The organism is Sphingomonas sp. PvP018, from assembly GCF_017876865.1.
GTDB lineage: Bacteria > Pseudomonadota > Alphaproteobacteria > Sphingomonadales > Sphingomonadaceae > Sphingomonas > Sphingomonas aerolata.
The window spans coordinates 3,764,853-3,780,448 of record NZ_JAGIOU010000001.1; the positions used below are offsets into that span (position 1 = coordinate 3,764,853).

General features: G+C 67.0%; 16 protein-coding genes and 2 tRNA genes. 8 read left to right on the forward strand and 10 right to left on the reverse strand.

Going from position 1 to position 15,596, the window contains the following annotated elements:
* Nucleotides 1–50: 50 nt before the first annotated feature.
* From J3A66_RS16940 to J3A66_RS16955, 4 genes are all read right to left on the reverse strand, one after another.
* The gene (locus J3A66_RS16940) at nucleotides 51–950 is read right to left on the reverse strand and encodes an NAD(P)H-binding protein (RefSeq protein WP_037527652.1); all 900 of its coding nucleotides are present in this window, start codon (nucleotides 948–950) and stop codon (nucleotides 51–53) included.
* 34 nt (nucleotides 951–984) lie between these two features.
* Nucleotides 985–2,085 (reverse strand): glutamate 5-kinase, encoded by a 1,101-nt coding sequence (gene proB / locus J3A66_RS16945; protein WP_209570103.1) that lies wholly within the window; start codon nucleotides 2,083–2,085, stop codon nucleotides 985–987.
* Between the two features lie 187 nt (nucleotides 2,086–2,272).
* Nucleotides 2,273–3,319, reverse strand: a complete 1,047-nt coding sequence (gene obgE / locus J3A66_RS16950; protein WP_107929587.1) for a GTPase ObgE — start codon at nucleotides 3,317–3,319, stop codon at nucleotides 2,273–2,275.
* A gap of 66 nt (nucleotides 3,320–3,385) precedes the next feature.
* A complete protein-coding gene (locus J3A66_RS16955) occupies nucleotides 3,386–3,985 on the reverse strand; it encodes a TetR/AcrR family transcriptional regulator (RefSeq protein ID WP_031441339.1) in 600 nt (199 codons plus the stop codon).
* Between the two features lie 33 nt (nucleotides 3,986–4,018).
* On the opposite strand from J3A66_RS16955, the gene J3A66_RS16960 reads away from it, so the two are divergent.
* Entirely contained in the window at nucleotides 4,019–4,915 is an 897-nt protein-coding gene (locus tag J3A66_RS16960) for a metal-dependent hydrolase (RefSeq protein ID WP_056674939.1), read from the forward strand.
* Nucleotides 4,916–5,183: 268 nt separating this feature from the next.
* Here J3A66_RS16960 and J3A66_RS16965 read toward each other — a convergent pair whose 3' ends face one another.
* The 4 genes from J3A66_RS16965 to hspQ all read right to left on the reverse strand — a co-directional run bounded on the left by J3A66_RS16965 (nucleotide 5,184) and on the right by hspQ (nucleotide 7,166).
* Nucleotides 5,184–5,735, reverse strand: coding sequence for a GNAT family N-acetyltransferase (locus tag J3A66_RS16965; protein ID WP_031441337.1), 552 nt, complete (start codon nucleotides 5,733–5,735; stop codon nucleotides 5,184–5,186).
* Nucleotides 5,736–5,910: 175 nt separating this feature from the next.
* Complete coding sequence (rpmA, locus tag J3A66_RS16970) at nucleotides 5,911–6,201, reverse strand: 50S ribosomal protein L27 (RefSeq protein ID WP_031393730.1); 291 nt, start codon at nucleotides 6,199–6,201, stop codon at nucleotides 5,911–5,913.
* Between the two features lie 13 nt (nucleotides 6,202–6,214).
* Nucleotides 6,215–6,559, reverse strand: a complete 345-nt coding sequence (gene rplU, locus J3A66_RS16975; RefSeq protein ID WP_031393729.1) for a 50S ribosomal protein L21 — start codon at nucleotides 6,557–6,559, stop codon at nucleotides 6,215–6,217.
* 172 nt (nucleotides 6,560–6,731) lie between these two features.
* On the reverse strand, nucleotides 6,732–7,166 hold the full coding sequence (hspQ, locus tag J3A66_RS19485; protein ID WP_209570105.1) for a heat shock protein HspQ: 435 nt from the start codon (nucleotides 7,164–7,166) through the stop codon (nucleotides 6,732–6,734).
* A gap of 145 nt (nucleotides 7,167–7,311) precedes the next feature.
* On the opposite strand from hspQ, the gene J3A66_RS16985 reads away from it, so the two are divergent.
* The 3 genes from J3A66_RS16985 (at nucleotide 7,312) to J3A66_RS16995 (ending at nucleotide 9,447) form a co-directional block, all read left to right on the forward strand.
* A tRNA-Ser gene (locus tag J3A66_RS16985) sits at nucleotides 7,312–7,401 on the forward strand.
* 203 nt (nucleotides 7,402–7,604) lie between these two features.
* Nucleotides 7,605–7,925 carry a hypothetical protein gene (locus J3A66_RS16990; RefSeq protein WP_209570107.1) on the forward strand — a complete coding sequence of 107 codons (321 nt, stop codon included), beginning with the start codon at nucleotides 7,605–7,607 and terminating at the stop codon, nucleotides 7,923–7,925.
* A gap of 268 nt (nucleotides 7,926–8,193) precedes the next feature.
* Nucleotides 8,194–9,447: a glycosyltransferase gene (locus J3A66_RS16995; protein WP_209570109.1), complete on the forward strand. Its 1,254-nt coding sequence runs from the start codon at nucleotides 8,194–8,196 to the stop codon at nucleotides 9,445–9,447.
* Between the two features lie 209 nt (nucleotides 9,448–9,656).
* On the opposite strand, the gene J3A66_RS17000 is transcribed toward J3A66_RS16995, so the two are convergent.
* Both J3A66_RS17000 and J3A66_RS17005 read right to left on the reverse strand, forming a co-directional pair.
* A complete protein-coding gene (locus tag J3A66_RS17000; protein WP_209570110.1) occupies nucleotides 9,657–10,553 on the reverse strand; it encodes a cellulase family glycosylhydrolase in 897 nt (298 codons plus the stop codon).
* Between the two features lie 421 nt (nucleotides 10,554–10,974).
* Nucleotides 10,975–11,048, reverse strand: a tRNA-Cys gene (locus J3A66_RS17005).
* 182 nt (nucleotides 11,049–11,230) lie between these two features.
* Between J3A66_RS17005 and J3A66_RS17010 the strand changes: the two genes are divergently transcribed.
* The 4 genes from J3A66_RS17010 (at nucleotide 11,231) to J3A66_RS17025 (ending at nucleotide 15,458) form a co-directional block, all read left to right on the forward strand.
* Nucleotides 11,231–12,304 (forward strand): hypothetical protein, encoded by a 1,074-nt coding sequence (locus J3A66_RS17010; RefSeq protein ID WP_209570112.1) that lies wholly within the window; start codon nucleotides 11,231–11,233, stop codon nucleotides 12,302–12,304.
* A 339-nt stretch (nucleotides 12,305–12,643) separates the two neighbouring features.
* On the forward strand, nucleotides 12,644–13,273 hold the full coding sequence (locus J3A66_RS17015) for a protein-L-isoaspartate O-methyltransferase (RefSeq protein WP_192071292.1): 630 nt from the start codon (nucleotides 12,644–12,646) through the stop codon (nucleotides 13,271–13,273).
* Between the two features lie 8 nt (nucleotides 13,274–13,281).
* Nucleotides 13,282–14,811 carry a TolC family outer membrane protein gene (locus tag J3A66_RS17020; RefSeq protein WP_056674946.1) on the forward strand — a complete coding sequence of 510 codons (1,530 nt, stop codon included), beginning with the start codon at nucleotides 13,282–13,284 and terminating at the stop codon, nucleotides 14,809–14,811.
* Nucleotides 14,812–14,846: 35 nt separating this feature from the next.
* Entirely contained in the window at nucleotides 14,847–15,458 is a 612-nt protein-coding gene (locus J3A66_RS17025; protein WP_236559263.1) for a DUF2497 domain-containing protein, read from the forward strand.
* The last annotated feature ends 138 nt before the right edge of the window (nucleotides 15,459–15,596 follow it).

Genomic DNA, 15,596 nt, shown 5'->3' on the forward strand with positions numbered 1-15,596 from the left:
TTCCGGGTGTCGACGCAATCCTGACAGCGAATTGCGGCGGCTTTTCGGCGCTATAGCAGCCCCGCCGCGCGATACCACGCCGCGGTTTGCGCCAGCGCCTGCGGGGTCGGGACCGAGGGCGTCCAGAGCGTGGCCGGCGGCGGCGTGTGCGAGACCCAGTCGGGATGGCAGAAATAGCGGACCCGGTCGCGCGTCAGCTTGGCCTTGCCGCGCCGGACGAGACGGTCGGCGGCCGACGCCAGCGACAGGACGACACGCGGCATCGACAGCGGCCTCACCGATTTGCCGACCGCGACGCCGATCGCGCGCGCGAAGTCGCGATTGTCCCAGCCCTTGGGCGTACCGTCGTCGGGTTCCATGATCGCCGGTGCGACCGGGATCTCGGCCAGCGCGAGCAGCAGTGCGGTCAGGTCCTCGACATAGAGCAGCGAGACGCGCGTGCCGGCAGGGGGCATCGGCACATATCCCGATCGCGCCGCCTTGAACACGTCGAGCAGGTCGTGATCGCGCGGGCCGAAGATCGCGGGCGGGCGGACGATCGTCCAGTCGAGCCCCGACGCGGCAACGCACGTCTCCGCCTCGGCCTTCGACCAGCCATAGTTGGAAAGCGCCGGCGCGCGCGCGGCGAGCGACGAGACCTGGACGAAGCGGCGGATCCCCGCCGACCGCGTCGCGTCGACGATCGCCTGGGTGCCCGCGATATTGCCCTCGGCAAAGCCCGCGCGATCGGCGGCATTGACCACGCCGGCGACGTGGATGACCACGTCCGCGCCCTCGACCAGCGTCGCCAGGCTCTTCGGCCGATCGAGCGCGCCTTCGATCCAGGTCACGCCGATGCGCTTGGCCTGTGGCTTGCGGGCAAGCGCGCGGATCGTGTGACCCGTCTCCAGCGCATGGTCGATCAGGTGGCTGCCGACGAACCCGGTGCCGCCGGTGATGGCCAGGATCATGACGGCTCGCTCCAGATCGACGTATGCGCGGCAGTCATACGAGCGCCAGATGATTGCGATGGACGAGCGCCGAGCGCGGCGCATAGCCGAGGATCGCAGCGTGATCGTCGCTGTGGCGGCCGAGCAGACGCGCGGTGTCCGCCGCGTCATATTCGGCGAGCCCGCGCGCAACGATTCCGGCCGGCCCCTCGATCGTCACCAGATCGCCACGCACGAAGCCCCCGTCGAGCCCCGTCGCGCCCGCGGCCAGCAGGCTGCGCCCCTGGCCGAGCGCGGCGGCGGCCCCCGCGTCGACACGGATCGTGCCCTTCGCGGTCAGCCCCCCCGCCAGCCAGGCTTTCCGCGCGGACGCGGTGCGTTCGGCGCTGAAGATCGTGTGGCGGGCAGGGGTGGAGAGCGGATGGTCGATCCGGCCCGAGGCGATCACGAGTGGAATGCCTGCCGCCGTGGCGATTCGCGCGGCGGCGATCTTCGATGCCATGCCGCCCGATCCCATGCCGGACCCCGACCCGTCGTCCGCCATCGCGGCGACCGTGTCGATCCGCGGGACATCGGCGATATGGGTGGCCGAAGGGTCGACATGCGGATTGGCGGTATAGAGCCCGTCGACGTCGGAGAGCAGGATCACCCCCTGCGCGCCCGCGGCCTGCGCGACCCGCGCCGCGAGCCGGTCATTGTCGCCGAAGCGGATTTCGGCGGTCGCGACGCTGTCATTCTCGTTGATCACCGGCACGACGCCGAGCGACAGGAGCCGGTTGAGCGTCGCGGCGGCGTTGAGATAGCGGCGGCGGTCCTCGAGATCGTCGAGCGTCACCAGCATCTGCGCCGCGTTCAGCCCCTGCGCGGCGAGCAGTTCGGCCCAGACCTGGCTCAGCGCGATCTGCCCGGTGGCGGCGGCGGCCTGCGCATCCTCGAGACTCGCGCGGCCGCCCTTGGCGAGGCCAAGTCGCCGCGCGCCGAGCGCGATCGCCCCGGACGACACGATCGCGACCTGCTGCCCGGCACTGGTGCGCGCGGCGATGTCGGCGACGAGCCCGGCGAGCCAGTCGCGCCGGACGCTGCCGTCGGGATCGACGAGCAGTGCCGAACCGATCTTTACGATCAGGCGGGGACAGGAGGACGGCAGAAACATCATTGGTCGACCCCGTAGGTCCTCCCCGTAGGTCGTCATAGCCTGCAACACCCTATCGTCATTCCCGCGAAGGCGGGAACCCATATTGGCTGGCCTCACCACCGAATCGCATACCCCTGAGGCTATGGATCCCCGCCTGCGCGGGGATGACGATGGCGTACATGATCGGGCTACGGCGCGGTTTTGAACGCTACAGCGGCGACCATGCGACCGGCTCTTCGCCCTCCGCCAGCTCCTTCGGCGCACCCGGTGCCGGGCCGATCTCGCCGATCAGCTTGTCGAGGACTGCCTCTACGCCGGCGCCACTCGCGCCGGACATCGCCATCACCTCGGCGCCGCTGGCCTCGGCCAGTTCGGCCGACAGCGCTGCGATCAGCTCGGCGTCGAGCATGTCGGTCTTGTTCAGCGCGACGATCACCTTCTTGTCGGTGAGGCCCTCGCCGTAATTGGCCAGCTCGTCGCGGACGATCCGGTAGGATTCGCCGACATCCGCGTCGTTCGCATCGACCAGATGCAGCAGCACGCGGCACCGTTCGATATGCCCGAGGAACCGGTCGCCGATGCCTGCGCCCTCGGCCGCACCCTGGATCAGCCCGGGAATGTCCGCGACCACGAATTCGCGCTGCTTGTGGCGAACCACGCCCAGCTGCGGCCGGGTGGTGGTAAAGGCATATTCGCCGACCTTGGCCTGCGCGTTCGTGACCTGGTTGATGAAGGTCGACTTGCCCGCATTCGGCAGGCCGACGAGACCCGCATCGGCGAGCAGCTTCAGTCGCAGCCAGACCCAGGCCTCGCCGAACGGCCAGCCGGTGCCGTGCTGGCGCGGGGCGCGGTTGGTCGATGTCTTGTAGCTGGCGTTACCACGCCCGCCATCGCCGCCGCGGAACAGCACTTCGCGCTGGCCGACCTGCGTGAAGTCGATCAGCACCTCTTCCTTGTCCTCCGACAGCACCTGCGTGCCGAGCGGGACGCGGATCACGAGGTCCTCGCCGCCCGCGCCGGTGCGGTTCGAGCCCGACCCGCCCGAGCCGCGCGGGGCACGGAAATGCTGTGTGTAGCGAAAGTCGATCAGCGTGTTCAGGCCGGCGATGCATTCGAACACGATGTCGCCGCCCTTGCCGCCATTGCCGCCATCGGGGCCGCCATATTCGATGAATTTCTCGCGGCGGAAGCTGACGGCACCGGGGCCGCCCTCACCCGAACGTACGTAGATCTTGGCTTGGTCTAGAAAATGCATCGCCGCCCCATAGCGAAATTGGCGAAAATCGCCAGCCTCTGCGACTCGGGCCCTGGTCGGCGTTGCTCAGGCCGACGGGCAGGCGGCGGCGTCCTTGCTCGCGAGCAGCGCGTCGAGCGCGAGTTCGCGCGCCCTGGTCGCGGGCAGGCCGAGCGCGCGGGCCATCGGCGCGCCCATCAACGCGTCGCCCAGCGCCATCAGGACCAGCGTCAGCGTCTGGTCCTGGATCGGCTGGTCGCCGGGCATGTCGCCCTCGGCAAGTTCGTCGACCAGATCGTGGATCGCGGTGAGAATCGGGTCGAGCGCGTCGGTGTTGCCCGACAGGATCATCCAGCTCGCCAGCGCGCCCGCGCCACCCTTGCCGAATGCGTCGAACGTCATCTCGACTACTTCGCGCGGATCCAGCTCGCCCGCGCGCACGCGCAGCACTGCGGCGCCGATCGTGCCGACGATGTCCGCCGCCATCCGCGTGATCAGCGCCGTCTGCAGCGCCTCGGCCGAACCGAAATGGTGGAGCAGATTGGCGTGCGTCCGCCCGATCCGGCCCGCAACCGCCTTCAACGTGACCGCGCCGGGACCGCTTTCGACCAGGAGCGCGCGCGCGGCCTCGACTGCGGCATCACGCGATTCGGTCGGGGAGAGGCGTTTGCGGGGTGTTGACGTCACGAAATGAAAAACCTACTTACAACTGTGTCAGTAATGACGATCTGTCTCTGTTTGGAGGTTTCCGTGGCGAAAGCAACCACACCCGTCGATCTGACGATCACCCCGCGCGATCGCCGTTTTGGCCGGGGCTCGCCGATTCGCCGGTGGTGGCTGAACGACGATCCGATCGCGACGGCCTTTTACAACGCCTTGTCGGTCACCTTCCCCAAGGGCGAGGGCTATTTCGTCGACAGCGTTCGCCGGTTTCGCGACGGTACGCCGCCCAAGCTGACCGCCGAGATCAACGCGTTCATCAAGCAGGAGGTGATCCACACCCGCGAGCATGTCGCGTTCAACCGGCACGTCACCGACCAGGGGTATGACGTCGCGCCGCTGATCGCCGATGTCGACGCCGCGCTCGCACTGACCAAGGGGCGCCCGCCGATCGCGAGTCTCGCCGCGACGACCGCGCTCGAGCATTTCACCGCGATGCTCGCGCATGAACTGATCGCGAACCCCCGGCACCTCGCCGGCGGCGACCAGCAGGCGGCGGCGCTGTGGCAATGGCACGCCGCCGAGGAGATCGAGCACAAGGGCGTCGCCTATGACACCTGGCTGCATGCAACGCGCGACTGGCCGCGGTTCACGCGCTGGCGGGTCAAGTCGCTGGTGATGCTGATCACCACGTGGCGCTTCTTCACGGGGCGGGCGCGGGGCATGACCGAATTGCTGCGGCAGGACGGGCTCACGGGCCCGCGGATCTGGGCGCGGATGGCATGGTATGCGTTCGGCAATCCGGGGATGGCGCGCAAGATCGCGGGTGTCTGGGCTGCCTATTTCCTGCCCGGTTTCCATCCCTGGAAACACGACGACCGCGCGCTGATCGCGCTGGCCGAGAGTGATTATGAGGCGGCGGTGCTGCCGGTCGAGAGGCGGGCGGCGGTGGCCTGAGCTACGGTTGCGGCCACTCTTCTGCCGCGTTCTCCCGCGAAGGCGGGAGCCCAGAGTCCCAAACGGCACCGCCCGCGACTCCTTGACCCCCGCCTTTGCGGGGAAACGGGGAGTAGGGCGAATCGTCGCCCAACATTTCACCCCGGCGGAGGCCGGGGCCCAGTTGGAAAGGTCGTAGTAACGACGCGATGACCGCAGTCAGCGACGTCCCCCAACTGGGCCCCGACCTTCGCCGGGGTGGTGCAATTTCAAGGTCGGGATGCGCGAATCACGCCGCCATCGGCATCGGCGCACATCGGTCCTCATCGAGCACCAGCTCGAACAGCACGGCCTGAGCCTCGCCGCCACGCCCGCGCGACGTTCGCGGCTCGACCCGCCCGGTTGGCCGGAAGCCAAGCTTGGCCAGCACGCGGCCGGAGGCGGGATTGTCGACGAAATGGAACGCCTCGAGCCGCCGGAGCCCGAGCGCATGGCGGGCGATCGCGATCACCGCCTCGCCAGCCTCGGTCGCATAGCCGCGTCCCCAGGCATCGGGCGTCACCCAATAGCCGAGTTCGTGGCCGTACCCGTCCGGCGATGCATGGATATCGATGCCGCCAACCAGCCGCGGCGCGCCGGGGTCGAGCGCATCGATCAGGAAGCGCGGCTGATGCTCGCCGCGCGGTTGCGCCAGAAAGGCCGCCGCGTCGCCAAGTGAATAGGGCCAGGGTGCCCGCGTCAGCTTGGCGATCACGGCTTCGTGCCCGATCGCCTGCGTCAGCGCAGGCGCATCCTCGGGCCAGCCAGGCCGCAAGGTCAGTCTCTTCGTGCGCGCGAACATTGCTCTTTTCCTCTCGCGTCGTCGGCTGCGCGCATGCCACGTCAGGATGACGGGACGGCGACAGCCAAGGGGAGGGAGCAATAAAAAAGGGAGCCGGGGTGACCCGTCTCCCTTGTTCAGGTTCGCTTTCGCGACCCGGGTCACCCTGGTGGGCAACCCGGATGGTTACCCGATATTATTCGGCTGCAACTGCCATGTCGGCGGCATCATTCGCTGCCAGCTCGACCGAGCAGAACTTGCGACCAAGTTTGCCCTGGCTGAACACGACGCGGCCATCGACCAGCGCGAACAGCGTGTGGTCCGTGCCGATGCCGACATTGGTGCCCGGATAGAACTTCGTCCCGCGCTGGCGCACGAGGATGTTGCCGGCAACGCATGCCTGGCCACCGAACTTCTTCACGCCGAGACGACGACCGGCTGAATCGCGACCGTTGCGCGAAGAGCCGCCTGCTTTCTTATGTGCCATCTGAAGCTACTCCTTATGCCTGAGCGGCCGGGGCGTCAGCCTCGGTCTGCTTGGCGGTCTGGCCGCCGACGGACACGATCTTCAGGATCGTGTGCTGCTGGCGATGGCCGTTCTTGCGACGATAGTTGTGACGACGACGCTTCTTGAAGACGATGACCTTGTCCGCCTTCGCCTGAGCGATGATCTCTGCAGCGACGGTGAAACCCTCGACCGAGCGCAGTTCCGAGCCTTCGCCCGCCAACAGCACATCACCCAGCGTCACCGACGCACCTGCATCGCCCTCGATCTTTTCGACGACGATCTTATCTCCGGCGGCGACGCGATACTGCTTGCCGCCCGTGCGCACGACTGCGAACATGGCCCTTGTCACTTTCCAAATACATGTGCCCCACGAACGCAGGGTCCGCCGGGAGAAGCCGGGGAGCTAAGCGAGGGGCGTGACGATGTCAACCAAGAAGGGCCATTGCGGGGGGCTAAAACATCGCAGGCCCTGGCCGGAGCCGCGTCAGGGCGCCGCGCCCGGCAGGCGATCAGTGCCGGTGGACGGCGCGCAGCGTGTAGCGACCATCGGCAAAGTCGGTGAACAATCCGGCGATGCCCGGATGATCGACCGGCTCGTCGCCCGTGTCGGACACCAGATTCTGCTGACTGACATAGGCGACGTAGCTCGACTCGCGATTCTCGGCGAGCAGATGGTAGAAGGGCTGGTCCTTCTTCGGCCGCATCTGTTCGGGAATCGCCTCATACCATTCATCGGTATTGGCAAAGACAGGATCCACGTCGAACACGACCCCGCGGAAATCGAACAGGCGGTGCCGGACGATATCGCCGATCGAGAAATTCGCATGGACGATCGGCGGGGCGACGACCTCGACCGCCGCCGCCGGTGCCGGCTCGGACGAGAGGGCATCGGACGCGGCGATGTCAGGGGTGGCGGGGTCGATGGGGATGTCGTGGCGGGGCATGGCGACAATTTAAGCGCTGTTTCGCGACGCACAAGCCGGGCCGCTCGTGATTGCAAAAACCCTCTTGCACTGCGGCAAGGTCTGATTTAGAGGCCCGCCCTCGACCGATCGGAGGCGCTGCTCGCAGCACTTCGGATGACCTTGCGGAGAGGTGGCAGAGTGGTCGAACGTACCGCACTCGAAATGCGGCGTACCCGCGAGGGTACCGTGGGTTCGAATCCCACCCTCTCCGCCATTTACCTTGCGCCATGTGGGTCACAGAGACCCCTGGCCCCCGCGCCGGGGCCGCGCACTTCTCTATAGCTATCGTCCGATGATCCGCTGCTGTGGACAGCGCATTCATGTGCTCAGAGTAGCAGGCGCGGGACGAGAGTCGGGGAGGGGTGCGTTGTCTCCCATGCCCGTCCCGGCCAAGGCCCCCTCCAGATCGAGACCGCGATGCGTACGTTCCTTCTGAACATCCTGCTGGCGGTCGGGCTGGTGGCCCTGGCCATCCTTTCGCGGTTCATGCTGCTCGACACCTATTCCCGCTGGCAGATCGCGGCGTTCTGGCTGCTGGCGGCACTGCTCGAATGGGGCGTCAAACCGCGGATCGGTCTGAAAGCACGCTGGCTGACCGCGCTCGCCACCGCGATCGCGACGACGCTGGCGATCCTCGCCGTGCGCTGGCACGTCGAAGGCCTGTGCCCGCACACCTGGCCGCAATGCGCGTCCTATCCGTTCTGGCGTGTCGTCCTGCACCTGATCCAGCGCGCGTAGACCGGACGTGCGGCCCGGTATCGCCAAAGCAACGCCGGAAGCGTGGCCCGACGGCAACAAGTCCCGATAAAGTACAGGGATCGCCGATAGACCCGCAATTTTTCGTGGAGAAATTCTTCTGTATCCGCCTAGGCGTTAAATTGCTTGAACTCGCCTATGTGCTGGCTCGGCGTGAACCGCATCGACGGCGCTCGTAAGCAATGCTGCATTGCCCAGTGGCGTCGCCAGTCCGGTTACATCATTCGTTGAATATACCGGGCGGCACGTCATGAAGATTGCTTTCTTTCTTTCGAACTATCCCGTTCTTTCGGAAACGTTCGTCGTTCGTCAGATTAGGGGTATGATCGACCTCGGGCATCAGGTTACGATCATTACCGGCCAGCATGATCTTTCTGTCGATGATCCACTATCCGGTGCCGCGCGCATCCTCTCCGTACGCGCGAATACAGGGGACTCATCGCCGATTGCGCAATTGCTGAAAAAGTCGGCTCGACTTCTGCTTGGCGCGCAATCCGGCAAGAGTCGGCGGCGAATTCGCGCAGGACTTACTGGCTTGCGCGATGGAATCGTCGCGCCGATCGTCGATATTCTCAGTGTCGGCGAACAGGGACTTGGTCATTTCGATGCCATCATCGCGCATTTCGGTCCCGCGGGCGTGCGGGCGATGTATCTGCGCGACGCCGGTCTGATCTCGGGCCCGATCGCCACAGTCTTTCATGGTCTTGACGTGACCGAGCATAGTCTCGTCAAAAAATTCCTGCCGCATTACCGCCGCCTCTTCACTCAGACCGAATCACTGCTTCCGATCAGTGAATTGTGGAAGAAGAAGCTGATCGGCTGGGGGGCTGACCCGGCGATGATCACGGTTCACCGGATGGGGGTCGACGTCAGCGACTTTCCGATGCCGCAGCCACGTCGCGGCGCTGCCGGGCCATTGCGGCTGCTGACGACGGCGCGCTTCGTCCAGAAAAAGGGGCTGATCTACGCGATCAATGCCATGTGCGCGGCGCCGGGCGACTCGCATCTGTCGATCATCGGCTACGGGCCACTGGAGAAGGAACTGCGCGAGGCCGCTGCGGCCTGTCCTGCGCGCGTGACGTTCCTCGGCAAGATCCCGCACCGCGAGGTGCTTGCGGAACTCAAGCGGTCCGACGTGTTCCTGCTGCCGTCCGTCGTCGCCGACAATGGCGACATGGAAGGGATTCCCGTGTCGCTGATGGAGGCCATGGCGCTCGGCGTCATCACCGTCTCCACCTGGCATAGCGGCATCCCGGAACTCATCGACGACGGCGTCGAGGGCTTTCTGGTCGAAGAGCGCAATGCCGGACAGATCGCCGACATCATAACGACAATCGAATCGGGGGAGGTGGATCTGGCGAGCATGCGGGTGGCGGCACGCGCCAAGATTGAGCGCGAATTCGACAATAGGGAGCTCGATACCAGACTCGAGCAGATTGCGTTCACGCTAGCGGGCATCGTTCCGGCGACGGAGCCGGTACGCGTGGCGGAAGCGGTGTCCTGATGCTCATCTGCTGGCATCGCCTCGGCGAATGGCGCGTTGTTTCAGTGGATGAGGCCGGTGGCGAGACTTGGGTGCGGCAATGCAAGAAGTGCGCATACTCCCAATCGCGCTTTTCCTTCGGGAGACGGCCGCACCAGCGTTGATGCTGCCGTCCCGAAATTGGGTATCGTAAGTCCGACCTTATCCCGCCCGGCCTCAACCGCGCGGGGTCAGCGGCCGAGCAGGCGGTCGAGATAGGCGTCCTTGTGCTTGGGGCCGAAACTGCCCTTTTTCGGCTCGATCTTGAACAGATACCGCTCGTTCCAGGCCGCGCCACCGCCCCACCAGGTCACGCCGACGACCGTATCGGCATTGCTCTTGAGATAGGCGATCGCCGCTGCGCCTGCCGCCTCGCAGCTCGGCGGTATCGCCCCAGCGCGTCCGAACGCCGATTCGGTGATGATCCCCTTCAACCCGCGCGCCCGCAGCTCGGACGCGAAATTGTCATAGCCCGGCGTCCCCGTGCAGCTCGGCTGGGTTCCGCTCGACCCCTTGTCGAAATAGCGGTGCCCGTTGATGATGGTCAGGCCGAGCGGATCCTTCAGCCCGCCCGCGCGGTCGAGTGCGACCAGCGCGCTTTCGGACGGCTTGGCGGCGTCCTCGCGCTTGCGCAGCCGGAAGGTGGCGGAGGACCCGGGATATTCCGGCGCGATGACATTGCGGATTCCCGCGGCGCGCAGGCCCGCGATGATCTGGTTGGTATCGCGCGCCCATTGATCCCAGTCGTTGGTCAGCACCGGGTCGTCGAAATGCTTGGGCTCGTTCATCGGGTCGATGATGATCCGGTCGGACCGCGGCATGCTCGCCATCAGCGATGTCCAGAACGCGACCTGTTCGGATACCGATGGCCAGCTATAGTCGTGACGATCGAGCACGACATAGGCGCCGCGGTCGAGCGCGGCGCGCGTCGCTGCCACCAACTTCCTGCGGATCGCAGGGTCCGCCATCTGCGGTCCCTTGAACGGCAGGCGGACCATCGTGAATCCCTTGTCGAGATAGGCGCGGACCGACGCGGGCGTCGGGCAGAGCGTACCGTCGGCGACAAAGCTGCACCCGGCAATGTTCACGCCGAAGACGGGGCCCCTGATACGAACGTTGGCGCTCGCGCTGGACCTGACGGGCGCGTTTGCTTTTTGAGGTGCGGGGGGTGGGGGCATGCGCTGCGGGGAGGGCGCGGCCGAGGCCGGACAGCCCAGTCCGGCGGCGGCGATGGCAAGGCCGACAAGGCCGGCGGCGATCGATGGTCGGGTCATGACATGTACCTGGCGAATAAGGGTGAAAGCGAATCGGTCGCGCTTCGGATCCGCCTCCCTATCATCGAATGTCGGGATGCCTGACGTCGATCAGGGACCGCGGTCTAGGGCCCGTCGTCGCGGGGACTTGTCTCAAGACCGCGCTCATGCCTGGGAAAGCGCGGTCCGCGCATCAAGTCACTGCGCTCGATCGCCGCAGTGCGTCGCGCCATGTGGCAACGATAGGATATGAGATTGGAGGCCCGACCGGGAATCGAACCCGGGTGCGAGGATTTGCAGTCCTCTACGTCACCACTCCGCCATCGGGCCTCGATGCGGAGCGCGCAAATGCGGGCTTTTGTGCGGCGGGTCAACCGGGCGATCGCGTTTGAGGGCTAAAATAGTCGTGGGGTGTGCCACGGCGGTGCGGTGCCGGGTTGGGGGACGGCTTGCACGCCGGCGATGGATTGGGCACGATACGGTCCAATCCCTGGCTTCATATGGAGTTTCTTTTGGACGTGATGCAGGTGTCCGGGGGAACGAACCGCGCAGGGCTGGCGCCCGATATCTTCGCGATGCCCGCGGGCATGGCGATCCGATATGACCAGCCCTGCGACGCGCTCACCGACCTCATCACCGGCTACCATGTCTATCGCGCGACCGGTCCGGCCAGCATCGGCCAGGTCAACCGCTTCCTGCCGGGGACGGCCAATGTCCGGTTCGCGTTCGAGGCGGGACCGATCAGCGTGGCGATCGGCCGGCGGACGTTCGGGCCCCTGCCGGCGGCGACGCTGTACGGCCCGACGGGGACCGCGCTGAAGGCGACGACCAATGGCGGCGTCATGATCGGGTTCGGGGTCAGCGCGCTGGCCTGGAGCCGGCTGTTCACTCGGTCGGCGGCAGATTATCGCGACCGGATCGTGCCGCTTGCCGAGGCGCTCGGGCCGGTCGCGACCCAGCGGCTGACGACTGCACTACGGGCGGCCGAGCGCGACGACCAGGTCGCGCCGATCCTCGATGCCATCCTGTGCGACCTGCTCGGGCCGCCGCACCGCGAATCCGCGACGATCCGGCAGCTCACCCGGCTGATCGGGCAGGACGGCGGCGATGACGTCGCTGCGGTCGCGGCCAAGCTGGCGATCAGCCCCGACACGCTGCGGCGGCTGGCGGTGCGGCATTTCGGCTTCACCCCCAAGATGCTGTTGCGGCGCGCACGGTTCCTGCGCTCGTTCCTGCGCGTGTTCCGGAAGCCCGGCGGCACCGACTATTCGGCGATCGACCCGAGCTATTTCGACGTGTCGCATTTCCTGCGCGACGCCGGCACGTTTCTCGGGATGACGCCGCGGCGGTTCATGGCGATGAGCACGCCGTTTCTCGACGCGAGCGTCCGCGCGCGCGCCGCCGTGCTCGGCGCGCCGACGCAGGCGTTGCAGGTTCCCGCCGAGACCAGTGAGCGGATCATCAGCGCGGTGCCGGCCCGCCGGGCGCCGAAGATCGATACCGCCCCCGATCCCACGCCCACCCCCGTCATCGACCCGGCGGAAATTCCGATGCCCGATCAGGGCGCGCCCGTGCTAGGCGCCTGAGCGAGGTGTTGCCGCATTCTGCGTGCGCCCTCGGCGTCCCGCCCGCGGCATTTCGGTGTCACACGGGCGGGCGGGGCGCCCTAGTCCCGGCATCCGGCCCCTGTGCCATTCCGACCTCTGTGCCGTTCCGAGCCGCGCCGTCTGGCGCGATTCGCGACAGGTCGCTTGGCGCGACGCTGGCGGCACGGTAGAGATTGACGCAAGCGAACAAGTGTATTGCGCAACTAAAACAGCTGTGCGACAGGATGGACCATGACGACGATCAGCCTCGATACGAACTCCACTACCCGCACGCGTGCGGCTGTCGGCACGTCCGACGGCGGTCCCGATTTCGCGGTCATGCGTCACGCCATGGTGGCCAGCCAGCTGCGCACCAACGCGGTCAGTGACCAGCGCGTCGTCGCGGCGATGGCGCGGGTGCCGCGCGAGGCGTTCGTGCCTGACGATGTCCGGTCGATCGCCTATCGCGACGCACCGATCCCGCTCGGCGGCGGTCGTTACGCCAACCTGCCGATGGCGACCGGCCGGTTGCTGACCGAGGCCTATCTGACCGCCACCGACCGTGTCCTGCTGATCGGTGCCGCGACGGGCTACACCGCTGCGGTTCTCGCCGAGATCGTCGGTACGGTGGTCGCGGTCGACAGCGATGCGGCCTTGCTCGGCACCGCACGCGATGCGCTGGACGCCACGCCGACGGTCGAACTGGTCGAGGGGCCGATGGCACAGGGCCATGCCGCGGGCGCGCCCTATGACGTGCTCGTCATCGACGGCGCGGTCGAGGCGATCCCCGACACGCTGGTGGCGCAGATCCGGTCGGGCGGCCGCATCGTCGCCGGGATCGCGGATCGCGGCGTGACCCGGCTCGCATCGGGACGAAAGACCGATGGCGGCTTTGCACTGGCGGCGTTCGTCGATGTCGAGTGCGTGACGCTGCCGGGTTTCGAAACACCCAAACCCTTCAAGTTCTGAGGCACATCATGCCGCGCGCCGCTCAAGTTCGCCGTCTGCTCTCGGGTGTTGCGCTGCTATACAGCGCTGCACCGGTCCATGCGGAGACGCTCCGCGAGGCGCTGGTCAAGGCCTATACGACCAACCCGACGATCACCGCGCAGCGTGCGACGCTGCGCGCGACCGACGAGAATGTCCCGATCGCGCGTGCCTCAGGGTTGCCCTCGGCGAATGCCACCGGCGATTACACCGAGTTCGTCGTGACCGCCGCGAACAGCTTCATCGCCTTGCCACGTCAGGTCGTGGCACGCGCGAACGTCTCCGTGCCGCTCTATCAGGGCGGGCAGGTGCGCAACTCGGTCGCCGCGGCGAAGACTCGGGTCGAGGCGGGCCGCGCGACGCTGCGCGGTACCGAGGCCGATCTCTTCACCAACGTCGTCGGCGCCTATATGGACGTGATCCGCGACGAGGCGATCGTCGGCCTGAACACGCAGAATGTTCGCGTACTCGACATCAATCTCCAGGCCAGCCGCGACCGGTTCCAGGTCGGCGACCTGACCCGCACCGACGTCGCCCAGTCCGAGGCACGGCTCGCGCTCGCGCGGGCGCAGCTCCAGTCGGCCGAGGCGCAGCTGATCACCAGCCGGGAAAACTATATCCGCTTTGTCGGGACGCCCGCCGGCACGCTCGAAACGCCGCCGACCCTCCCGCATCTGCCCGACAGCCCCGCCCTGGCGGTGACGGTGGCGATCGACAATAATCCCGTGCTGATCGCGGCGGCGAAGGAACGCGACGCGACGCGGTACGATGTCGGTGTCGCGCGGGCGAGCCGCCTGCCGCAGATCAGTGCTACCGGCGGCGCCAGCTACACCAACTATCTCGGATCGGCGTCGACGACCGACGGCAGCATCAACACCTTTCCCAATGCGAACAAGGCGGTGCAGGCGGGCCTGTCGCTGACGATGCCGCTGTTCCAGGGCGGTCGTCCCGCCGCGCAGGTCCGCCAGGCCGAGGCGTTTCAAAGCCGCGCGATCGAGAATGTGACCGCCGCCGAGCGCAATGTGATCGCGCAGGCGCGTTCGGCCTATGCCGTCTGGCGTTCGTCGGAACAGGTGATCCAGTCGTCCGAGACCGCGGTCAACGCGAACAAGCTCAGCCTCGAGGGTGTCCGGGCGGAGAACAGCGTCGGCACACGCACGATCCTCGACATCCTCAACGCCGAGCAGGAACTGCTCAACAGTCAGGTCACGCTCGTGACGGCGCGGCGCGACGCCTATGTCGCGGGTTTCGCGCTGCTCGCGGCGATGGGGCAGGCGGAGGCGCGCGACCTCGGCCTCGACGGCGGCGTGCTGTACGATCCGGTCGCCAATTACGACCGCGTCCACAAGAAGATCTGGGACTGGGGCGGCGATGGCGAGCCGGTGCCGGTCGCGACGCGTACCGTCCAGTCGCCCACGCAGGACGCCGCCGTGCGCCGTGAACTTGACCCGTTGCTCGACAGCCCGGTTGACAGGAACCCGGCATTGACGACAGGTAAGGATGCGCCGAGCCGCCAATAGGGGCGCGTGGGGCGACGGGGTTTGGAATGGTCCGTATGGGGGATATCAGCGCGGAGCCGTCGATGGAGGAAATCCTCTCGTCGATCAAACGCATCATTGCCGAAGAAGGCGACGGCATGCCGAGCCGCCAGCGGCGCCACCAGCGGGCGATGCCCGCATCGGCGGCCACAGATTACGCGGCCGATTACGACGACGACGCGATCGACGACGATGAAATCCTCGAACTGAGCGACCCGATGCCGATGGTTGACCGCACCCCCCGCCCGCCGAAATCGCCGGTGCTGACCTCGGTCGACGCCGCGCCGGAACCACGCCAGGCGCCGCCGCGCAGCCAGCCCCAGCCTCATGTCGCACCGCATGTCGCGCCCACAGCCTCGCATGCGCCCCAGCAGCATGCTCCGCAGCCTGCAGAAGAGCCGGCCCAGCCGATCATGTCGCGCGAAACCGCGGCAGCGACGCGTGCGCCTCTCGAGGCGCTGACGCGGATGATGGTCAAGCCTGAGGGAAGCAGCGACGGCACGCTCGAGGGTCTGGTCCGCGAGATGCTGCGCCCGATGCTGCGCGAATGGATCGACGCGAACCTGCCCGACATGGTCGAGGACATGGTCGCGCGCGAGATCGCCAAGATCATGAACCAGCAGCCCTGACCGGGCAGGCCGCAGCGTTTCGCGCTGGGGACTGTATCGGGACCTGGCCGGCCGGCGACGATCGGACACTGCTCGCCGGGTTCTGGTCCAAACGACTGTAATGTCACGACGAGCGGAACCGTGACGGTTCCGCTATGG

Bases quoted from the DNA above. Each gene is read 5' to 3' on its own strand.
- hspQ (WP_209570105.1), bottom strand. From the start codon at position 7,166: ATGCCCCGCCACGACATCCCCATCGACCCCGCCACCCCTGACATCGCC.
- J3A66_RS17025 (WP_236559263.1), top strand. From the start codon at position 14,847: ATGGGGGATATCAGCGCGGAGCCGTCGATGGAGGAAATCCTCTCGTCG.
- J3A66_RS17020 (WP_056674946.1), top strand. From the start codon at position 13,282: ATGCCGCGCGCCGCTCAAGTTCGCCGTCTGCTCTCGGGTGTTGCGCTG.
- J3A66_RS16990 (WP_209570107.1), top strand. From the start codon at position 7,605: ATGCGTACGTTCCTTCTGAACATCCTGCTGGCGGTCGGGCTGGTGGCC.
- J3A66_RS16995 (WP_209570109.1), top strand. From the start codon at position 8,194: ATGAAGATTGCTTTCTTTCTTTCGAACTATCCCGTTCTTTCGGAAACG.
- J3A66_RS16960 (WP_056674939.1), top strand. From the start codon at position 4,019: ATGACGATCTGTCTCTGTTTGGAGGTTTCCGTGGCGAAAGCAACCACA.
- rpmA (WP_031393730.1), bottom strand. From the start codon at position 6,201: ATGGCACATAAGAAAGCAGGCGGCTCTTCGCGCAACGGTCGCGATTCA.
- J3A66_RS16940 (WP_037527652.1), bottom strand. From the start codon at position 950: ATGATCCTGGCCATCACCGGCGGCACCGGGTTCGTCGGCAGCCACCTG.
- obgE (WP_107929587.1), bottom strand. From the start codon at position 3,319: ATGCATTTTCTAGACCAAGCCAAGATCTACGTACGTTCGGGTGAGGGC.
- J3A66_RS17015 (WP_192071292.1), top strand. From the start codon at position 12,644: ATGCGTCACGCCATGGTGGCCAGCCAGCTGCGCACCAACGCGGTCAGT.
- J3A66_RS16965 (WP_031441337.1), bottom strand. From the start codon at position 5,735: ATGTTCGCGCGCACGAAGAGACTGACCTTGCGGCCTGGCTGGCCCGAG.
- rplU (WP_031393729.1), bottom strand. From the start codon at position 6,559: ATGTTCGCAGTCGTGCGCACGGGCGGCAAGCAGTATCGCGTCGCCGCC.
- proB (WP_209570103.1), bottom strand. From the start codon at position 2,085: ATGATGTTTCTGCCGTCCTCCTGTCCCCGCCTGATCGTAAAGATCGGT.